This window comes from Methylacidiphilum sp. Yel, from assembly GCF_004421185.1.
Taxonomy (GTDB): domain Bacteria; phylum Verrucomicrobiota; class Verrucomicrobiia; order Methylacidiphilales; family Methylacidiphilaceae; genus Methylacidiphilum.
Genome location: NZ_LXQB01000033.1, coordinates 33,116 through 52,641, shown reverse-complemented (window position 1 = coordinate 52,641; position 19,526 = coordinate 33,116). Strand labels below are relative to the sequence as shown.

Here is a 19,526-nt window from a genome sequence, read left to right as displayed (position 1 = left end):
AACGGGGAAAGGGTAGAAAAGGTATCAGCTGTGGAGAAATAGTTAAAAACATTATAGTACATTCCTGGATATCCAGGAATTGGAATGTCGGTAAGATAGGGGTTTTGGAAAAGAGGACTAGTAGCTGCTGCAAAAGAAACAATGGGGCTGAAATCACTGTATGTCAGCGGTTGAGTCAAATTCCAGATATTAATAGGTGAATGCCATACACCAGAGTATTCGGTGTCTGAAAAATATCTAAACTCAATGCCTGCGTCTATCATATGATGCAAAAGAAGCGAATGGGCTTTAGTAGATTCTTCTGCTGTTTCTTTTAAGCTATCCGTTTCTTTATTTCCAGGAAGTGTATCAAACTGGGCTCTTAGTTCCAGTCTATCATCAAAATCATAACCAGAGGGAAGTACCGCCCAAAATGTTGATGGAATGGCTTGATCGATCAGCGTGCTGAAATATTCGAAAAGGGAGTTATTTACAACAGAAAGATTGTCGTTAATCTTGAGATTTTCAATCGCTTGAGCTACATAATAGGTTTGATTTGTTGTATTTTCTGGGTTGGCAAATAGATTTGTCCTTCTGCTTATCGGAACTAAAGGTCCCCAATCTACCGCATAGCCAGCCCCAGGAGGAGCAGTACCAGGACCAGGATGGAAGACCCCAGGAGGTCCATACCAACCAGCCCACGTTCCAGTTTGATAGAGATCATTATCGATCAAGGATTGGGTGGGTCTATCCAGGCCAGCAACAGTATTTAAATGATTTAGGTCCAGTTCGGTATTAAAATCAATGGATAAATTTTCGTAAGGTTTGGCTCCAATATTCAGATAGAAACACTGTCTTTGAAGATAAGCTCCATCATAGTAATTGTAAGGGGCATAGCCATCTTGACCGAAATAATCGAACCGATAAGCAAGCTTATCCTTTATCACAGGACCTCCTAGATCGATATTCCACATATTGGTTGAATACATGCCAACGGTGTAACTGGCGTTGCCTCTGAATTTGTCGAAATAGGGTTGTTTGGTCACCTCATTGGCAAATCCTCCCGCAAGCTCCTGAGGACCATACACGATGCTGACTGGTCCTGTAACGACATCTAAATTATCGTACGCATTCATGTTCATAAGCGGCCCCCATTGTGCAGATTGGCTAAAACCAACAAGCATGCCATTTCTGTATGTTGTGGCGGGTAATCCTCGGATGACAGGTTCAGCCACAGGGCTACCGGTCATTTGAGTAGGGTTAACTCCAGGAGTAAAAGCGGCTAGATCATTTACTGACTGTGCATTAATGGTATTCATTTCTTGCCTTGTAACCACTTGCACCGTTCTTGGTGTTTCGATGATTTTCATGGCAGGTCCAAGAACACCTGTTTCCTCATTAGTAGAAACAACATTTTCTTCTTCGGGTAATTCTTCTTGCGCTGTGACGCTTATTGGCAAAAGGATTGGTAGATTAGGTGGAAGCTTTGCCTCTGGCCCAGAAGGCGGAACAGTTGGAGCTGTTTCAGGGGGGGAAGTAGGAGAAGTCTCCTCTGGGTGAGCTCCTTCTGTAGGGGGTTGATTTTCGGGAGAAGGCTCGGTGGATTCTTGTGGGGGAAGTTGCTCTGTAGAAGGCTGACCAGTCGAAGGAAGTTGGGATTCTTCAGCAGAGGGTTCTCCTTGAGTGTTAGGAAGTGGTAATTCTTTTGCAGGTTGAGAAAAAAGATTGAGCGAAAAAAAGAATGTGACAAACAAAAAAACACTAAGGGCAAAAGGGTTTATTTCTTTTAGATAAACCATAACATGGATCGAAGTAAAATTGCCTAAGGCATTTCATTGAGATGACAGATAAATTTCAAGAATAACCTTTTTTATCCGCTGCCTGCGCTTCGTTATTCTCTTGAAAGCTTTTTTTTATGAAAAACAATCTACTGAACTAAAATTCCCATCCTCCTACTCGTGAACTGGCAGAACACCGGTTACTTAGTCAAGCGGAACTGGACAGGGACAACTGCCTGAGATTCCACAGGGACATTCCCAGACATTGCCGGATGAAATCTCCATCTTTTGACAGCATCCATAGCTGCGGAGTCAAGATCATGGAATCCTGAACTCCTATAGATGCTCAGAGAGGAAACGGTACCTGCAGGAGATATCTTCACCCAAATATAAACCATTCCTTGTTCTCCTTTTTTCCGGGCTTCTTCAGGATAAATAGGCGGAGGATTTTTGAGATAATCCGGCATGGCCATAGCAGTGACACGCTGAGAAACAGGCTGTGGAGGTCTGGGTGCTGGTTTTTTTAATGGCTGAGCCTTTGGTTTTTGGACAACTGCCTTTACCATGTCATCAGGATGAATGATGGGTTGCTTTGGGGATTCGGTTTTTGGTTGAAGTTGTTGTGGTTCTGGCGAAGGGACAAGTTCTATCATGGATGGGGGCAGCGCAGGTGGATTCGAATTTGATTTAGGACTAAGAGATAATCCAAGCCCAAAAAGTAGGATGGCGTGGAAACTGACCGAAAGTATCCATCCCCAAACTTCAGAATCTATCTGAATTTTATTGGTAAAATTTTGACATTTTTCAATCGCATCTGAAAACAAGCCATGCTCCTCGTGTGCTACAGAAGGCTCTGCAGTAAAGTATGTTTTGCTCTGATTTTTCCATAGTACTTTTATCATTTGACACCCCCTTTCTCCTATTAATTTCTTTTTCTTTCCTTCGACCTTAGGAAGAATTTCTGTAAGAACAAATTAATCTCTAGAAGTTTAATTTAGCGAAAATCGTAGTTTAATTTTTCTTAAAGTTATAGGATAGGGAGCAAAAAAATATTAGACTAGCCTAAAGAGATTAGCAACGGGAATAAAGGGTAGCTGGGTTTGTTTGGGGCCATGGCATTGGTATGGTACTGCTATTTCTAGCCCTTCTGCCGGTATGAACTATGGACTTGGTAGGGTTGAAAATAGTTGCCAACAGATAGATTAGGTTTTGGTTATTCTCGGATAAATGGAAAGCTTGGCACAATATAGAGAATTTAGCTGTTTGTAGCGGATCGTCATGTTACCATGAACTGATACGAGTGCTTGAATAATTCTTTTCCCAAGTCCTAAATTGCCAGGCCTTGTCTTTGTTGGCTTGATTCTGTTGAAAACATAGAGTTGGGCGCTGTTCACCCCTATTTTTTTCATTCGTATAGTAATGTCTCCAAAGCCATGCTTCATAGCATTGGCCATTAAGTTATAAAGAATCTGTTTGAGATAGGATGGATCGGCTTCAATGGAGATTCCGGCTTCTTTTTCCACATATATGTGACGGCCTTCGTTTTCACAAAGAAGTCTAAAGCCTTCGATAATGATTTCTGTAGTTTTCTCAAGTTCCATTTTTTCCCAATGGATGGTCAGATTCCCTTTTTCTGCTTTAGTTAAAAGGATGGCTCTTTCCATATGCTGTTGCAACCGCTCCAATTCAGACTCAATCGCTTCAGCAATTTCAGGATCCATTTTTTCCAATGATTTTTCTAATCGGATTTTTGCAAGTGTCAGCGGTACCCGCAGCTCATGAACTAGTTCAGCAGCTTCTTTTCCAGACTCTTCAACAACCTTTTGTATTTTAGAAAGCAGCTTGTTGATTTCATTGACAAGAGGTAAAAATTCTTCGGGATAACGATCGGCTTTAATTCTTTGCCATGGGTTATGGGGGTCAATAAGCTCGAGATCAGAACGCAGCTGTTCAATTGGTTTACTCAACAATTTTGCAAGAGCATAGCCTGCAACCCCAAAACTGACAACCATTGCTAAAGCATATGAGGCTTCCCAGCGGACTAATTCTCTTCGATGTTCTTTGGATTGAAGGAACCTGGCTTCTTTTGCGGCAGCGATCCAATGGAAAATAGCGGATAAGAAAAGAAAAATGAAAGAAAAAACAACAGTAAAAAGATGCCAGCGTCTTAACATTTCATTTATCGGTTGGATGTTTTAAAATAAAACCAACTCCTCTAATCGTATGGAGCAGGGGAGGCAAGCCTGGCAAATGAATTTTTTGTCTTAAATGATTGATATGGACATTTACTAAAGCAGTTTCTGAATCAAAACATCTATCCCAAATTTTTTCGGTGATGACGGCTTTATTAACAGGGTTTGGAGCTGATTCGAGTAAAAGCCGTAAGAGCTCAAACTCTCTATTAGTCAGTTCGATGCTCTGGCCTGCACGAGAAACCGTTCTACGGGTAAGATCCATCTCCAGATCTTCGAATTTGAGTACCGAAGGAGTAATAGGAGAACGTCTGCGCAAAAGAGCCCGAACCCTGGCAAGCAGTTCTAGCGTTGAAAAAGGTTTGGTTAAATAATCATCTGCTCCCGCATCCAAACCATGGACGCGGTCGCTAACTTCAGCTCTGCCAGATAAAAAAAGAATGGGAAGAGAGATCCCTTTTCGACGAATCTGCTTCACAATGCCAATGCCATCCTTTTCCGGCAACATCAAATCAAGGATTGCTAAATCATAAGAGTAATTTTCTAAAAGCCATTGGGCCTCTTCCCCATCTTCACATTCCTCAACACTATACCCTTCAGCTTGCAAGGCTCCTTTGACATGCTTACGGACTTTTTGATCATCTTCCACAATCAATATCTTCATCCTAGATAGAAATATGCTTCAAAAAAGCCGAAATTTCAGCCAACCTTTTCTTGCTTAGGGCATAATGCGCTGCGCCATTCTTCGTAAAGCCATAGAGCGATCAGCGGCATCGATAACCACTTCTATAAGCCAGAAGGAATCTCTGTTTACAATGGCTCTTTCAATAGCCTCTTTCAGCTCTCTATTTGTTTTTACCACGCAAGATCTTCCACAGCCCAACAACTCAGTAATTTTGCTATAATTCCAATTCATTAAGTCGTTGAACGGTCCATCTAGAAAAATCCGTTCAGTAGAATATCCACTATTGTTCAACAACAGGATAATGGGATGGAGCTTATATCGGCAGGTAGTTGAAAGCTCAATGCCTGTCATTTGAAAAGCACCATCCCCACAGATCACAAAAGGAATCAGATGAGGCTTTGCTAATGCTGCTCCTATAGCAGCAGGAATAGAAAATCCAACAGAAGCATAGTAGGCGGGACTGATGAATTCAGTGCTTTCATGGATAACCAGATCTATGGAACCAAAAAGCGACTCGCCAACATCAGCAATGACAACAGTTTGAGAAGATAAAAAGGCGTTGACGATTGTAAAAAAAGAGTTGACTGATACTCTTTGATTTTCATCGATCTGATCGATGGAACGGATGGAAGGATGGGGGAGATTCTGAGGGAGTGTTTTTCGAATGTTTAAAGACAAAAGGCCCCGGACGAAGTCTTCAAAGCGAACATCTTCAAAGGTATGGTGACGGATCATTAGCTTTTCGCTTGTCGCATAGATACATTTGCCCATATCTAACACCGATCGTGTTGAGCCTAAGGTAATGTCGGTCATGAACACTCCCAGGAGGATCAGACAGTCGCTTTTTTCAAAAAAGACGCATACCTCTTCGCTTCCTGTTGCTCCTTCATAAACGCCGATATAATGAGGATGGGTTTCAGCTATAACCGATTTGCCCAACAGAGTGGCGCTTACGGGAATACCGGTTGTCTCGGTTAGCTGCTCAAGCTCCTTTTGTAGGCCAAATCTCTGAATTTCAACATCTGCCAGAATGAGCGGCTGGGTGGCCGTTTCTATCATTTGCTTTGCTTCCGTTAGAGCTTCCTCCAAAGCCTTTGGATCGGAATGAAAATCTCCCGATAAAGAGATTTCGTCTGGAATAGCTATTTCAGCGCTTGCCATATCTCTAGGAATTTCTAAGTAGGCGGGTCTTTTGTATTGAAGTGCCAACCAAATGGCTTTTAGGATCTGCTCACCAATGTCCCGAGGATTTTCTAAAATGGCTGCAAACACAGTCAAAGCTTCAAAAACCTTCAACTGGGTGTTGAAATCTTTTACCTTATGATGGAGGAGGGGATCTTTTTTCCTTTCACTTATGCCTGGTGCTCCGCTGATGACAAGCACTGGCGATTTTTCCGCATATGCTTCTGCTATTGGATTGGTGACTTTGAGCCCTCCTACACAGTAAGTGATGCAAACAGCACTTAGCCCATTGAGTCTAGCATAAGCGTCCGCAGCAAAACCAGCTCCTTGTTCATCACAAGTATTAATGATCTGTAGGCCTTCTTTGATAAATGTATCAAGAATTTTTAGCGAATAGTCTCCAGGCACTCCAAATACATGGAGGACCTTGTGGGCCAGAAGTTGTCGAGCGAGATATTGAGTAGTTGTCATGCTTATGTTTTAGCTTAAAAATCGATTTTTTAGGAATTTTCTTTTTGGTTTTTCACACTTTTTAACGGCTGGTTGGAGTAGTCCACTATTTCTTTGAGAAAAGGAGCTGTAGGGCTATGCCGGATTTCCGCTAAGGCTTCAGGCGTTCCTGTTCCTATGATTTTACCCCCCTCTTCCCCTGCTCCTGGACCAAGTTCGATGACATAATCGGCTTCGGCGATAACATCAGGATGATGTTCAATGATCACAACCGTGTGTCCATATTCCACTAAGCTCTGGCATAAATGCAGAAATTTTTCAATATCGGCTAAATGAAGCCCAATAGTCGGTTCTTCCAAAAGATATAAAATTTTGGGTTCTTTCTGGGCGCCCCATTCAAACATTTTTTGAATGCGCTTTTGCTCCATGGCGATGAGCTCCTTGGCTAGTTTAATCCTTTGAGCCTCTCCTCCAGAAAGAGTGGGAGTAGGCTGACCAAGACATAAATACGAAAGACCTATTTCACAGAGGATCGAAAAGGGTTTTCTTAGTTTTTCGATAGAAGAAAAAAAATGGCAAGCTTCGGCAACGGTCATATGGAGAACTTCAGCTATTGATTTTCCCTTATACAAAATTTCAAGGGTTTGCGGATTATACCTTTTGCCTTCACAAGACTCGCAAGGAAGGTAAAAAAGAGGAAGCAGAGGCATGCTGATCTGAATTGTCCCATTGCCTAAACAATCAGGACATCGGCCTTCTTTAGAGTTATAGCTAAACCGGCTTTTAGTATATCCGCGCTGTCGGGCCAGTGGGGTTTGTGAAAAAAGATCCCTAATGCTATCAAACAAACCTAAATAGGTTATGGGGGTTGATCTAGAGTTCTTGCCTATGGGCATCTGATCAACAAAACAAACCGAACTGATGGCTTCGGCTCCACTCAGACGCTTCCAGCAGCCTTTTATAGAGCTCCTATGTGATTTACCAATAGCTTCTTTCACAGCCATAAAAATGCCATCTCTAAGCAATGTGCTTTTGCCTGAACCACTAACGCCACAAATGACAACGAGCCGACCTAGGGGGATTTCCACTGTTAAATCATGAAGATTATTCGAAGAGATCCCTTCAATCTTAAGCCAAGCTGTGTTCTTCTTGCAGCTTCTTCGTTTTCTTCCCATCCAAGGATGCTTCATTGGTTTGGTGAGGTACTGGGATGTCAAAGAGTTTTGAGAATGAAGGAGAGCCTGGTAATTTCCTTGAAAGACAACTTGTCCTCCCTCTGATCCAGCTCCAGGACCTAGATCTACGATTTTGTCCGCTCTTTTCATTGTCTCTGTATCATGTTCGACGATGACAAGGGTATTCCTTTAGTTTTCAGCGCTTCCAGACTATTGAGTAGTTTTTGGTTCTCGGTTGGATGAAGTCCGATGGTTGGTTCATCGAGGATATAAAGGATGCCTTTGAGATTAGAACCGAGTTGGGAACATAAATAAATTCTCTGCAGTTCTCCTGCCGATAAGGACTGAGAGGATCGCTCCAGACTTAAATAGTAAAGCCCTATGTTACAAATAAATTCGAGTCGTTTAATAATTTCTGGAACGATTTTTTCTACAATCTCTTTTTGTTTTACAGATGACTCGATAGAGCGCATATAGTTAACTAGCTCCCCTATAGGAAGCGAGCAGAGGAAGTCAATGGTCGGTTTTGTATTTTGTAATAGCCAGGGAAGAAACACTGATCTAGCCAGAGCGTTGAGTCTTTTCCCTTGACAGTCAGGACAAAGCATCGGCTGTTGCTCTGCCTGGTCCTCTTCCTCTCCGACTGTTCCCTTTCCCAGACAGGTTGGACACCATCCTAAGGGAGAATGAAACGAAAATAGTCTTGGATCAAGCTCATCGAAGCTTTTCCCACTTTGAGGGCAGTGAAATTTAGTACTAAAAAGATAGTCTTTCTGATTTTTCGCATCACATAAAATGAGCGTTTCTTTTCCTAAACTCAAAGCCAAGGCAACATTTTTCTTTAACTCTTCAAATGAAGTAGTTTCGTTGACATTTCCGATCCAAAGATCAATGGTATGATTCTTAAATCGGGAAAGGCTGGGAAATTGCTGGCAATCATACCACTGACCATCTATGCGAAAGCCTGCATAGCCCTTTTTTTGAGCCCATTTCCCAAGCGCAACATAAATACCTTTTCTTTCTCTAATCAGAGGAGCTAAAATTCGGTATTCTTCTTTAGAGGAGAGTCTGAAACGAATTGCTTCTAATATATCTTCCTGAGTTTGCCGTATGGCTTCTTCTTTTGTTTCAGGATCAAAGGGAATGCCTGTTTTGGCAAAAAGTAATCTAAGGTAGGGATAGATTTCAGAAAGGGTACCAACGGTACTCTTAGATCCTGGTCTGTTGGATCTCTGTTCAATTGCTATGGATGGAGGCAGACATTCTATATCGTCAACCTGTGGTTTTTCAAGAGATTGGATAAATTGTCTGGCATACCCTGAAAGAGAATCTAGAAATCTTCTCCTGCTCTCAGCAAAAAGAACGTCAAAGGCCAAGGTCGATTTCCCCGATCCGCTAATTCCGGTAAAAACAGTTGTTTTGGCTAATTCGATTTCGAGAGAAATGGACTTTAGATTGTGATGACGGGCTCCGCGAATGAAAAGAGATTGGCATTTTGATGGAAAAAAGGAAGAGGCTGTGGGAAGAAAAGAATGGCTTGCCCTAAGCTTTTCTTTCAAAAAGATCCCTGTAAAACTTTCTTTTGCTGCAGCAATAGTTTCAGGAGGGCCTTGGGCAATAATTTTCCCTCCCAGCTTTCCTCCTAAAGGTCCAAGGTCAATCACCCAGTCGCTTGAGAGAATAAGGTCCAAGTTATGTTCAACAACAATCAACGTATTCGCTGCATCAACAAGTTTTTGTAAAAGGCTGATCAGGCGTTTGACATCATCAATATGTAGTCCTGTTGTTGGTTCATCTAGAATAATAAGTCTCTGCTTTGTGTGGCTTCTTGTTTTCTTGTTGAACAATCTTTCGGAAAGGATTCCTAGAATCTTTAGTCTTTGAGATTCTCCTCCAGAAAGCTGATTGAGTGGATGACCAAGTTGCAGGTAATCAAGCCCGACTTCTTCTAAAAGAGTAAGCAAAGAACTGATTTTTTTATGAAGGTTAGCTTGTCGAGAACTATCGGCAGCCTGCGGATTAAAAAACATTAAAGCTTCTTTTGCTGTCATTCTCAAGATTTGATCGAGGGATTTCCCATGGTACTGAATGGCAAGGATATAGGGTTGAAATCTTTTGCCTTTACAGACAGAACAAGGGATAAAAACGTCAGAAAGAAATTGCATCTCTATTTTTTCGTAGCCAAGCCCAAGACATCTTGGACAGCGTCCCTCGCCTGAATTGATCGAAAAATGGCTTTCTTCTAGACCCTGAATTTGAGCAGCTTCAGTTGAAGCAAAAAGTTGTTTGACATAAGGCCAGATGCCTAAATAAAGAGCTATATTTGATCTTGGAGTTTTGAAAATAGGTGATTGATCTATTTCAATAACTTCTTCTATATTTTCCCAACCTTTGATTAGGGCTCTGTCTGTGAGGAATGGTCCTGGAGGAGGATTTATCTCTTGTATTTTGTGGAGGCTGTAAGAAATTATCTCTTGAACAAGACTGCTTTTACCACAGCCACTAACCCCTGTGATGGTGACAAATAAGCCTAGGGGAATATCCACATCTAGCTCTTGCAAATTATGGATAGTAGCTCTGCGAATTTCTAAAAAACCAGATTGGGGCTTCCTCCTTTTTTGGGGAATAGGGATTGTTTTTTTCCCACTGAGATAGGCTCCAGTTAAGGAAGAAGAGCATGAGCAGAGTCCTTTCAGGTCTCCGGCATAGATGACTTGGCCTCCTTCAGCTCCACTACCTGGCCCAAGTTCTACAATATAATCGGCATGCTTAATAACCGTCTCTTCATGTTCCACCACCACAACGGTGTTGCCTTGATTTCTAAGCTTTTGAATCAGTTGGATAAGCCTTGAACAATCTTTGGGATGCAGCCCTATAGTTGGTTCATCAAGAACAAAGAGAGTATTGGTGAGTTTGTTGCCTAAACAGATGGTCAAATTGGCTCGTCGTGTTTCTCCTCCAGAAAGTGTTCGACTCGCCCTATCCAAAGTAAGATAGCCCAGTCCAATGTCATGTAGATAGCAAAGCCGACTGAGGATTTCTTCTTTAATCCTCATGGTTGCTTGATCAAAGGCTGGAATCTCCACCCCCTCAACAGTATGGATCAGTTCGTTTATGGGCAGCTGGAGAAACTCTCCAATGGAAAGTGCTGTTTTGCCAGAATCAATTTTGTAGCAGAGAGTCTTTTTATTAAAACGGCTTCCATTGCATTCTGGACATTGGGAATAGAGACGATAGTGAGAAAGAAAAATCCGAATATGAGTCTGATAGGTTTTTTTCTCAAGAATAGAAAAAAACCCTTTTATACCACACCAGCAATCTTCTTCCACTAGAATTTCAGCGGACTCCTTGGAAGCCTCTCCATTGATAAGATAGTCCCATTCGGCAGCTGAGTAGGCCGATATTTTTTTGGAAAGAGAAATTTTTCTTTTTTTAAGCATTCTCTCTAAAAAAGCCTGCCAATGGGCAAAATTTGGGGATTGAAACGGTCGAATAGCACCCTGTGCAATGGATAGGGTTTTATCTGGTATTACTTTATCATAGTCGATTGTGATGATCCTGCCGAAACCGTGACAAGTAGGACAAGCCCCTTTAGGATTGTTGAAGGAAAAGAGAGCAGGAAAAGGTTCCTCAAATTCTATATTATCAATAGGACAGAGCAGCTTATCGCTAAAAACAAGACTTTCCTTCTCAGGAAGGAGGAGGATCATTAATCGACCCTTTCCAGACTTAAAACTCTCATCGAAGATTTCTAACAGCTCTGTTTTCTTATGCGGCTCGGTTCGTTGGAGGCTATGAACCACCAAAAGTTCTTGGCAACCGAAGTCTGTTCTCTCTAGAATTTCTTCATCGATCCGGATTATTTTGTTCTCAAACCAAATTTTTGAATATCCCTGGGATAGAAGCATCAGGCAGGCTTCTTTGAAAGGAGTGTGTGCTGAAAAGTGCACAGGAAAACAGATAAGAAAATCTTTTTGGGGATAGGCGCTATAAAGAAACTCTGTAAGGGTCTTAGGGGAGGATTTTCTTATTTTTTGATGGCATTGAGGACAGAGAGGATAGGCAAGCCTGGTGTAAAAAAGCTTTAAGTAATCAGCAATGCCGGTCATGGTTGAGACCGTACTTCTGGTATTGGCACTCGTATTGTCTTGTTCAATAGCGATAGCAGGTAAAATTCCTTCAATGGCTTCAGCTTTTGGTTTTTCGGCTCTTAAAAGAAATTGTCTTATGTATGGAGGAAAGGTTTCGATGTAACGGCTCTGGCCTTCGGCAAATAGGGTATCAAATGCCAGCGAAGATTTGCCTGAGCCACTAAGACCAGTAATGACAGTCAGAGCTTTATGCGGGATATCCAGATCGATGGCTTTTAAATTATGAGTACGGATTTTTCGCAACCTTATTGATTCGGTCTCATTCATATCATTCGTTATGTACTATTTTTCTTGCGCTTTTTACTTGCTTTCCAAACGAAGTCCTTTCAAATGATAAAAGGCCTCAAGAATGGAAAGGAATCAAAAAAGAAAATAAACTTAAAACTTTCATTCCTCCTATTAACCCACTAAAAGCATATAATGAAAGAAGCTTCTTTTCCAAAGAACTGTTGGGAAGAACCCTTTCTTAGAAGGCTATTAGTTCTCCCCCTAGCTCTAGCTCTTTCTAACTGTGCGGTTGGTCCAGACTACCATAGACCAGCAGTGGAAACACCTTTGGCTTTTAAGTGGGGGAACAGCCCTAATGCTGAAAAACCTTCGACAGGCCAGGACAATGTCTCGATAATAGAGCAACAGACTGCTTCTGGTAAAAGGTTCGAAGGGATCCGTTGGAAAAAAGCCCTTCCACAAGATGCGATTGCTAAAGGGGAGTGGTGGAAGATTTTCAAAGACCCTCTTTTGGATCAACTGGAAGCGCAGCTGTTGGTTGGCAACCAACAGCTCAAGGGTATTTATGCACAAGTGGTGGAGGCAAGATCTCTTGTAACTCAGTCACTTTCCAATTTTTTCCCTCACATTGGCTTTTATCCTTTTTATTCGCGCTTACGATTTTCTCAAAACCAACCCTTTTTCTTTCTACAGCATCCTGTGGTTGCACCTGTTCTTAGTTCTACTGGTCCGACAGGACAATTTGTTCAATTTCAGACTGGATTACCTATTTATTGGAACGAATGGGCTTTGCCTCTTGCTGCATCCTACGAGGCTGATATCTGGGGAAGGTATCGGCGCGAACTGGAAGCAGCTAAAGCCTCTGCTCAAGCCACGCAAGCCGCATATGAATCTCTGCTTCTTACATTGCATGCAGAACTTGCCACTGACTATTTTTCCATTCGTTATATAGATGCTCAATTGGCTGTTTACCGCTATATGATAGACGTGTTTAGGGATAATCTTTATTTGGTGCAGAGCCGATATGATGGAGGGCTAGCCAATGAGCTTGATCTGGCAAGGGCTAAAACCGATTTGGCTAACCTCCAGTCTCAATATATTGGATTGGAAAACACCAGAGCCCAAATTGAAAACGCCATTGCAGTGCTTTTGGGTAAACCTGCTTCTTCTGTAAAGATTGCATCCAATCCAATTTCTGGATCTCCACCCGTACTGCCCGACTATCTTCCTTCGGATCTTTTACAGAGAAGACCTGATGTCGCTCAAGCCGAAAGACAAATGGCTGCGGCTAACGCCGACATTGGTGTGGCTCTAGGTGCTTTCTTTCCTTCTGTAAATCTTTTAGCTTCGGTAGGGTTACTGAGTTCTACTGTAGAAATGCTTTTTAATGGCTCAAGCAGGTTTTGGACTCTCGGCCCCTTTGTCAGTCTTCCTATTTTTGAAGGAGGTCAATTGGTGGCTGGCCTCCAACAAGCCAAAGCGGCATATCAAGCGGCTGTCGCCAATTACAGACAGGGGGTACTTGTAGCCTTTCAGGATGTCGAAAATGCTCTTGCCGCTTTGAAGATTCTTGAAGCGCAGCAAGAGGCACAACAGCGAACAGTCGCTTTTGCCAAAGATCAGTTTGACGTGTCCTTGGTTCGATTTAAAGAGGGATTAGTGAATTATATTGAAGTGGATACGACCGAACAGGTATGGCTAAATGCCCAACTGCTTAATCTCCAAATCCTAGGGGAAAGATTTATTGCAACAGTGGCTTTGATTAGAGCATTGGGAGGCGGATGGGAAGATTACAGCATGCGGCCAGTTGGGGCAAATCCCAAAATGAAGTCTTCCTCGAGATCTTGAAAGCGGATAGGAGTTTTCTATGGCTAGAATGATGTATGCTGCTAGCGAAAACGATCCGAATATGCTTTATGCCACCCAGATCCGTGTTCCTGATCCTTTTCTTTGGATTGAAACAGAGACAAAAAGCTATGCTTTTTTTAGTAAGCTTGAGATTGATCGAGCAAAACGAGAGGCTAAGGCCGATGTTGTGCTTTCCTATGAAGAAGCTAGCGGTGTTAAGGAAGAAAAACTCTCTCCTTCCCTTCTAATCCAAGAAATTTGTCGAAAACTTCGGCTTCGGCAGCTCACCGTTCCTTCTAACTTCCCTCTAGGGTTAGCGGAAGCGCTTAGAAAAAAGGGGATAAAAGTTATCCCTAAACAAGGCGAATTTTTTCCCGAACGTTCCGTGAAGACCCAACAAGAAATAGAAGCGATTGTCAGTATTCTGCGTGTTGCAGAGAAGGGGATGAAAAAAGCTATTGAAATCCTTAGGGAAAGTGAAATTAGCAAGGATGAATCGCTTCAGTGGCGAAAGAAAGTTTTAGACTCTAAGACACTGAGAGACGAAATAGAAATTGCAATGATGAGAGAGGGAGCTTTGGCCAGCAACACTATTGTGGCCTGTGGAAAGGAAGCTTGCGATCCTCATGAAATTGGAAAAGGAAAACTCATGCCTCATCAGTCGATTGTCATTGATATTTTTCCAAGAGATAAAACTTCAGGTTATTTTGGCGATCTGAGTCGAACGGTGGTCAAAGGCACTCCTTCCCAAGCCCTTCGTGATCTTTACTTAACGGTTCAGGAAGCTAAACAGTGGGTTTTAAGTGTATTACGGGAAGGGGTCAATGGCAAAAAAATCGAAAAGGAAATCCGACAGAGGTTTGCTAAAAAAGGCTACCCAACAGAAATCCGAAATGGTCGATGGGTTGGTTTTTTTCATGGGTTAGGCCATGGTGTAGGGCTTGAAATCCATGAACCACCCAGGTTTAGAAAAGCGGTTTTTAAAACCAACCAGGTGATCACGGTCGAACCAGGGTTATATTATCCAGAAATCGGAGGAGTGAGATTGGAGGATATGGTTGTCATTAAGAAAGAAGGAGTAGAAAATTTAACCAAAATTGAAGAAAAATTAGAAATTGATTGAAAAGCCTTTTATCCTATATAAAGCTTTATAAAAATACTATGAATATGTTTTTATTTTGGTTGCCTCCGCTCCAAGAAAATGAGCCAAAAGCTCCTGATGAAGCTCCCGAGCCGAGCGCCCCTTCTCCGCCAGCTCTCCCTGGGTTCCCTGGCCCAACAATGCCTCCTGGCGAACTCCCTTAGATTTCCTAGGAAAAGGGAGGCAAAAAATAATCACTTCCGATTGACTCTCCATATCAACCAGAATCCTAGGGTTTGAAAAATGATATTGGGTAGCCAAATAATAAGCTCTGGGAAAAAATTTGTTTTTGCTTTTAAAGCATCAGCAAGAAGAACGATGACATAGTAAGAAAGTACGATGAATAAACTTAAAGCTACCCCAATGGAAGTTTCTTTTCTTTGGACTTGAATAGCTAGTGGGGCGCCTACCAAAACAAAGGTAAAACAAGAAAGAGAAAAAGCCAATCTTTTCTGAAATTCGGTCAATACAGGGGTTGGATTAGAAGTAAAACCGAATAAATCAGCGGCTACAATTTGTCGACCTATCTCATCCAGAGTGGAAAGACCGATGCTTTTTCTGACTGCTAACCGGTCGAATAGGGTGGCAAGTGATATTTCGTAAGGCAGTTGGGTGGCTCGCGAACCAGGCATGACCAATTTTACATTTTGAGGGTCTGCAATGTTCCTTTCTTCTTGTCGTGCATTCCAGAGAGTTAGAAGAATTCTTTGGTGAGCTAGATCGGGTTCGATATCAGCCTCTGAGGCTCGAATAGAGCGTAAGGGGCGAAGCTCAGCATCCGTTTCCCATATGTAGACATCTTGAAGTCTAGCTCCTATGCGGTTATTAGCATATAAACGAAAACCATCAAACTGGTCTATTGTTTTGCTGCTTTTGAAAAAAGATAGTGGGTTGTGAAGCATGACATCAGAGAAGATTTCTTTAAAGGCATGCCTGCTTTTAGGCCCAATATAGGCGTTGATGGCAAAGCTAAAAATGCTATAAAGGAGCGCAAACCAAATAATGGGAGCCATGATCGCGCCAATGCTAATCCCAGCACTTTTTAAAGCAACCAGTTCTCTGTCTTGAGACATTTTTCCAAATAGCAGAATGACGGCAATGAGCAGTCCCCATGGTAAAGTAAATGTCAGGACAAAGGGAATCAGTGATAAAAGGAGTTTCAGGGAAATCCACAAAGGCACTTCGTTATTTACAAGAAGATCTGATAAATCTCGGAAAGCATTGGCAATAACCAGAAAAAAGGTCAAAATGGTGGTAGTTATAAGAGAATTTTTAAAAAGTTCTAGAAAAAGAAATTTATAAATTGTTCTCATGAAAGATGAGAATAAAATAAAACAATAGAAATGGATTGATACAAATTATCGGCAAGTAACAGAAAAAATGCAACCTAAAAGAAAAGTGAGGGAAGAGTATGGCATTGCAATTACAAATTGATCAGCAACTAAAAGAAGCGATGAAGAAAAAGGAATTGGAGAAAATCTCCACCTTAAGGCTACTAAAGTCGGCGATTAATTATGCCGCTATCCAAAAGTCCCAAAAAGAACTGACGGATCAAGAAATCATTGGAGTCATCTCTAAGGAGATAAAAAAGAGGGAAGAGTCAATTCTTGAATACACAAAAGCCAACAGACCTGAACTAGTGGAAAAAGAAAAGTTGGAAGTAGCTATTTTAAAAGAGTTTTTGCCTGAAGCGATGTCCGAAGAAGAAATGGAAGCCCTCGTCAAGAAAGTCATTGAAGAAACGCAGGCTAAAGATAGAAAAGAGATGGGCCTGGTTATGAAAACGGTGATATCTAGAGCTGGGGGTAGAGCGGATGGTAAGAAGCTTCAAGAACTGGTAAAAAAGTATCTGGGTTAAGACCTTTTGCGGAAAGAAAGAATGGTAGAACCTATCTCGAAAAAACGGATCGGTGAATCGTCATGAATATTAGCCAGGAAAGAATCTGGTTGATTCTTGCTACTGTTCTTGAGTTTTGTGTTTCTCTTTATGGTTTTTTTATATTAGGAGCTAAAAAGCGGACGGGAGGAGATAAGTTAAGTTTTATTCTTCTTTTTATCGCTTTCTTTTTAGAAACCCTTTTTTTATATTTGAGAGGCATTTCTATCAATCATTGTCCTATTACCAATTTTCTGGAAACTCTTGCATTTCTTTCTTGGGCTTTACTGCTTATTTATTTTATCATCGGCTCTACTTATAGAATCTCCATTCTAGGTTTTTTTACAGCTCCGACTGCTTTCTTGATCAATCTGATTGGCTTGGGTGGTCGACCCGATACCCCCAAGCTGATACCTAAATTAGGATGGATGCTTGAAGTGCACGCGGCTTTTTCGATATTAGCTTATGCGATTTTTGGAATCGCAGCCCTTGCCGCAGTCATTTATCTGATGGAAGATAAAGAACTCAAAACCCATAAACTTTCCTCCTTATTTTTTTGGTTCCCGCCTATAGGGGATCTTTTTTATATTCAAAAAAGAATTTTATTGATGGGGCTTGTTTTGCTGACAGCTGGTCTTATAGGAGGCATTTTGATATCTCCGAAAAGTTCTTGGGATTGGGTAAAAATTAGCTGGTCGATTGGAATCTGGTTATTTTATCTTTATCTGGTTTTCTGCTCTTTTCTTTTTCATCCAGGGATGAAGCGACTCTCTATCCTATCGATTGGCGGCTTTTTATTTATTTTTTTAACATTTTGGGGAATAAATTATTTTAGTCAATTTCATAGATTTTAAATACCATGAAAATTCTCTTCGGGGGCGGGCTTTCTTTTGATACTTCCTCCATTGAATTACGTGAACAGGTAGCATTCCGCAGCGAGGAATATCCTCAGGCGCTCTCCATGATGAAAGAAATGATGCAACTAGAAGAAGCGGTGTTACTTTCTACCTGCAATCGTGTGGAATTTTTTGCGGTCAGTAAAGATCCTGATCAGGCTTCAACAAGTTGGAGTGAATTTCTGAAAATATACCATAAAAAGCAATTACCCTTTGAATTATATTCTCATTTTTACAAGGGCAAAAATTGCATTGAACATCTTTTTGAACTTGCCAGTGGTTTAAAATCCATGGTTGTGGGGGAGACCGAAATTTTAGGCCAACTAAAGGAAGCTTATCTAATTGCAAAAAAGCAGGGTATGGCTGGTAAGTATTTAAACAAGCTATTCCAGTCTGGCTTTGCCGCAGCTAAAGCAGTACGATCTGCGACTTGGATCACACGAGGGAGTATTTCGGTGAGTGCTGTGGCTGTTGATTTAGCTGAAAAACTCTTTGGGAGGCTCTCTGGTTGTTCTATCATGATTGTTGGTGCCGGAGTCGTTAGTGAAACTACTGCCAAAGCTCTTCAAAAAAAAGGGGGTAATATTATTTTAGTAGCCAATCGCACTTTTGAAAAGGCCCTCTCTATAAGCCAAGAGATAAAAGCCGAAGCCATTCCTTGGTCTGAGTTTCCAAATCGAATATCCAAAGTGGATATACTTATTAGCTCTACGGCCGCTCCCCATTATGTAATCACTAGAGAGAAACTGGCCCCCCTTATGGGGATGCGTGGGGGCAGGCCACTTTTCCTCATAGATCTTGCCGTTCCTAGGGATATTGACCCGGCAGTTCAAGATTTAGATGGAGTCTATTGTTATAACATTGATGATTTGCAGTCGATTGCCGACCAGAATCTAAAAGATCGCCTGGCTGAGGTAGATAAATGCAAAACTCTTATAGCGCCGCATATCGAAAGATATTATCAATGGATGATAGGTTCATTAAATGCTACAGAATCAGGTTTTATTAGAAATTTTAGGATCGCGTGAACTTACTTGTTATTGGAACACGGGGTAGCCCGCTAGCTTTAATTCAAACTCAGAGTATTATTGACCGTCTGAAGCAGGAGTATCCGGATCTAGAGATAAAGACAAAAATAATAAAGACGACAGGCGATCAGTTGTCTGACTATGAGCATTTAGAAGCAATCCAGCAAAGAGGAATTTTTACAAAGGAAATAGAAAAAAAATTACTCGAAGCTGAAATTGATCTGGCTGTTCATAGCCTCAAAGATATGCCTGTGGAGATGCCTCAAGGATTAGAGATTGCGGCCATACCCCCAAGGGAAGATCCAAGAGATTGCTGGGTAAGCCTTCATTATCCGCATCCTGAGTGCCTTGAGCCTGGGGCCATTGTGGCAGTAGGAAGTCCCAGGAGGGCTAATCAACTGTTAAGAAAGAGACCAGATCTACGAGTGGTTCCCATTCGAGGCAATGTTGAAACACGGTTAAAAAAGCTTAGGGAAAATAAAGAATGGATGGGAACCATTTTGGCGATGGCAGGAATAAAAAGGCTTGGGATAGATTTATCTTCTTTTTTTTGCACCTACCTCGGACTGGATTGGATGCTGCCTGCTCCAGGTCAGGGAGCCTTAGCTTTGGAAACACGACAGGGAGATAAAAGGACGCAGGATCTTGTCCAATTCCTCAATGATTTTCCTTCGGCTTGTGAAGTGTGTGCTGAAAGATCCTTTCTTTATGAACTTGGAGGGGGATGCAGAACGGCTGTGGGGGCCATGGCGAAGGTAGAAAGATCTAAGTTAGTCCTCTATGGGATATGGTGGCCTCAAGGCAGTCTGCGACCAAAAGAGGGGAAAGTTGTTGGCCAAATTCAAGAAGCTAAAAAGTTAGGGCAAGAGTTAGCCCATTTGTTAAGAAAACTGTAATTTGGATTGAGGAAAAGCAAC

Annotated in this window: 14 protein-coding genes; 6 read left to right on the top strand and 8 right to left on the bottom strand. The window is 41.8% G+C overall.

All coding sequences use genetic code 11. The annotated features are described in order from the left end of the window. The 7 genes from A7Q09_RS06080 to uvrA all read right to left on the bottom strand — a co-directional run. On the bottom strand, positions 1–1,778 hold a 1,778-nt coding region (locus tag A7Q09_RS06080; RefSeq protein WP_166791936.1), incomplete at its 3' end, for a TonB-dependent receptor plug domain-containing protein. A 179-nt stretch (positions 1,779–1,957) separates the two neighbouring features. Next, a complete protein-coding gene (locus A7Q09_RS06075) occupies positions 1,958–2,659 on the bottom strand; it encodes an energy transducer TonB (RefSeq protein WP_134390391.1) in 702 nt (233 codons plus the stop codon). Positions 2,660–2,959: 300 nt separating this feature from the next. Further along, complete coding sequence (locus A7Q09_RS06070; RefSeq protein ID WP_134390390.1) at positions 2,960–3,931, bottom strand: HAMP domain-containing sensor histidine kinase; 972 nt, start codon at positions 3,929–3,931, stop codon at positions 2,960–2,962. Between the two features lies 1 nt (position 3,932). After that, positions 3,933–4,613 carry a response regulator transcription factor gene (locus A7Q09_RS06065; RefSeq protein ID WP_134390389.1) on the bottom strand — a complete coding sequence of 227 codons (681 nt, stop codon included), beginning with the start codon at positions 4,611–4,613 and terminating at the stop codon, positions 3,933–3,935. A 54-nt stretch (positions 4,614–4,667) separates the two neighbouring features. Then, positions 4,668–6,287, bottom strand: coding sequence for an alpha-keto acid decarboxylase family protein (locus A7Q09_RS06060; RefSeq protein WP_134390388.1), 1,620 nt, complete (start codon positions 6,285–6,287; stop codon positions 4,668–4,670). Positions 6,288–6,316: 29 nt separating this feature from the next. After that, on the bottom strand, positions 6,317–7,591 hold the full coding sequence (locus A7Q09_RS10975; RefSeq protein ID WP_244228573.1) for a hypothetical protein: 1,275 nt from the start codon (positions 7,589–7,591) through the stop codon (positions 6,317–6,319). Beyond that, positions 7,588–11,859 (bottom strand): excinuclease ABC subunit UvrA, encoded by a 4,272-nt coding sequence (gene uvrA, locus A7Q09_RS06055; protein ID WP_244228572.1) that lies wholly within the window; start codon positions 11,857–11,859, stop codon positions 7,588–7,590. Before uvrA ends, A7Q09_RS10975 begins: the two co-directional genes overlap by 4 nt. Before the next feature lie 153 nt (positions 11,860–12,012). Here uvrA and A7Q09_RS06050 point away from each other — a divergent pair, with 153 nt between their 5' ends. Both A7Q09_RS06050 and A7Q09_RS06045 read left to right on the top strand, forming a co-directional pair. Next, positions 12,013–13,668 carry an efflux transporter outer membrane subunit gene (locus A7Q09_RS06050; protein ID WP_134390387.1) on the top strand — a complete coding sequence of 552 codons (1,656 nt, stop codon included), beginning with the start codon at positions 12,013–12,015 and terminating at the stop codon, positions 13,666–13,668. Between the two features lie 19 nt (positions 13,669–13,687). Beyond that, positions 13,688–14,791, top strand: coding sequence for a Xaa-Pro peptidase family protein (locus A7Q09_RS06045; RefSeq protein ID WP_134390386.1), 1,104 nt, complete (start codon positions 13,688–13,690; stop codon positions 14,789–14,791). Positions 14,792–15,003: 212 nt separating this feature from the next. On the opposite strand, the gene A7Q09_RS06040 is transcribed toward A7Q09_RS06045, so the two are convergent. Continuing rightward, complete coding sequence (locus A7Q09_RS06040) at positions 15,004–16,122, bottom strand: LptF/LptG family permease (protein ID WP_134390385.1); 1,119 nt, start codon at positions 16,120–16,122, stop codon at positions 15,004–15,006. Between the two features lie 98 nt (positions 16,123–16,220). Here A7Q09_RS06040 and A7Q09_RS06035 point away from each other — a divergent pair, with 98 nt between their 5' ends. The 4 genes from A7Q09_RS06035 (at position 16,221) to hemC (ending at position 19,505) form a co-directional block, all read left to right on the top strand. Next, positions 16,221–16,667: a GatB/YqeY domain-containing protein gene (locus A7Q09_RS06035; protein WP_134390384.1), complete on the top strand. Its 447-nt coding sequence runs from the start codon at positions 16,221–16,223 to the stop codon at positions 16,665–16,667. Between the two features lie 62 nt (positions 16,668–16,729). After that, positions 16,730–17,539, top strand: coding sequence for an inner membrane protein YpjD (locus tag A7Q09_RS06030; RefSeq protein ID WP_134390383.1), 810 nt, complete (start codon positions 16,730–16,732; stop codon positions 17,537–17,539). A gap of 5 nt (positions 17,540–17,544) precedes the next feature. Then, positions 17,545–18,609 (top strand): glutamyl-tRNA reductase, encoded by a 1,065-nt coding sequence (hemA, locus tag A7Q09_RS06025; protein ID WP_134390382.1) that lies wholly within the window; start codon positions 17,545–17,547, stop codon positions 18,607–18,609. After that, a complete protein-coding gene (gene hemC / locus A7Q09_RS06020) occupies positions 18,606–19,505 on the top strand; it encodes a hydroxymethylbilane synthase (protein WP_134390381.1) in 900 nt (299 codons plus the stop codon). The genes hemA and hemC overlap by 4 nt, the downstream gene beginning before the upstream one ends. Positions 19,506–19,526 lie beyond the last annotated feature (21 nt).

What these genes read in the sequence shown, in the direction of transcription:
- A7Q09_RS06070 (WP_134390390.1), bottom strand. Translation starts at nt 3,931, where the DNA reads ATGTTAAGACGCTGGCATCTTTTTACTGTTGTTTTTTCTTTCATTTTT.
- uvrA (WP_244228572.1), bottom strand. Translation starts at nt 11,859, where the DNA reads ATGAATGAGACCGAATCAATAAGGTTGCGAAAAATCCGTACTCATAAT.
- A7Q09_RS06045 (WP_134390386.1), top strand. Translation starts at nt 13,688, where the DNA reads ATGGCTAGAATGATGTATGCTGCTAGCGAAAACGATCCGAATATGCTT.
- A7Q09_RS06030 (WP_134390383.1), top strand. Translation starts at nt 16,730, where the DNA reads ATGAATATTAGCCAGGAAAGAATCTGGTTGATTCTTGCTACTGTTCTT.
- A7Q09_RS06065 (WP_134390389.1), bottom strand. Translation starts at nt 4,613, where the DNA reads ATGAAGATATTGATTGTGGAAGATGATCAAAAAGTCCGTAAGCATGTC.
- hemA (WP_134390382.1), top strand. Translation starts at nt 17,545, where the DNA reads ATGAAAATTCTCTTCGGGGGCGGGCTTTCTTTTGATACTTCCTCCATT.
- A7Q09_RS06060 (WP_134390388.1), bottom strand. Translation starts at nt 6,287, where the DNA reads ATGACAACTACTCAATATCTCGCTCGACAACTTCTGGCCCACAAGGTC.
- A7Q09_RS10975 (WP_244228573.1), bottom strand. Translation starts at nt 7,591, where the DNA reads ATGAAAAGAGCGGACAAAATCGTAGATCTAGGTCCTGGAGCTGGATCA.
- A7Q09_RS06075 (WP_134390391.1), bottom strand. Translation starts at nt 2,659, where the DNA reads ATGATAAAAGTACTATGGAAAAATCAGAGCAAAACATACTTTACTGCA.
- A7Q09_RS06035 (WP_134390384.1), top strand. Translation starts at nt 16,221, where the DNA reads ATGGCATTGCAATTACAAATTGATCAGCAACTAAAAGAAGCGATGAAG.
- A7Q09_RS06050 (WP_134390387.1), top strand. Translation starts at nt 12,013, where the DNA reads ATGAAAGAAGCTTCTTTTCCAAAGAACTGTTGGGAAGAACCCTTTCTT.
- A7Q09_RS06040 (WP_134390385.1), bottom strand. Translation starts at nt 16,122, where the DNA reads ATGAGAACAATTTATAAATTTCTTTTTCTAGAACTTTTTAAAAATTCT.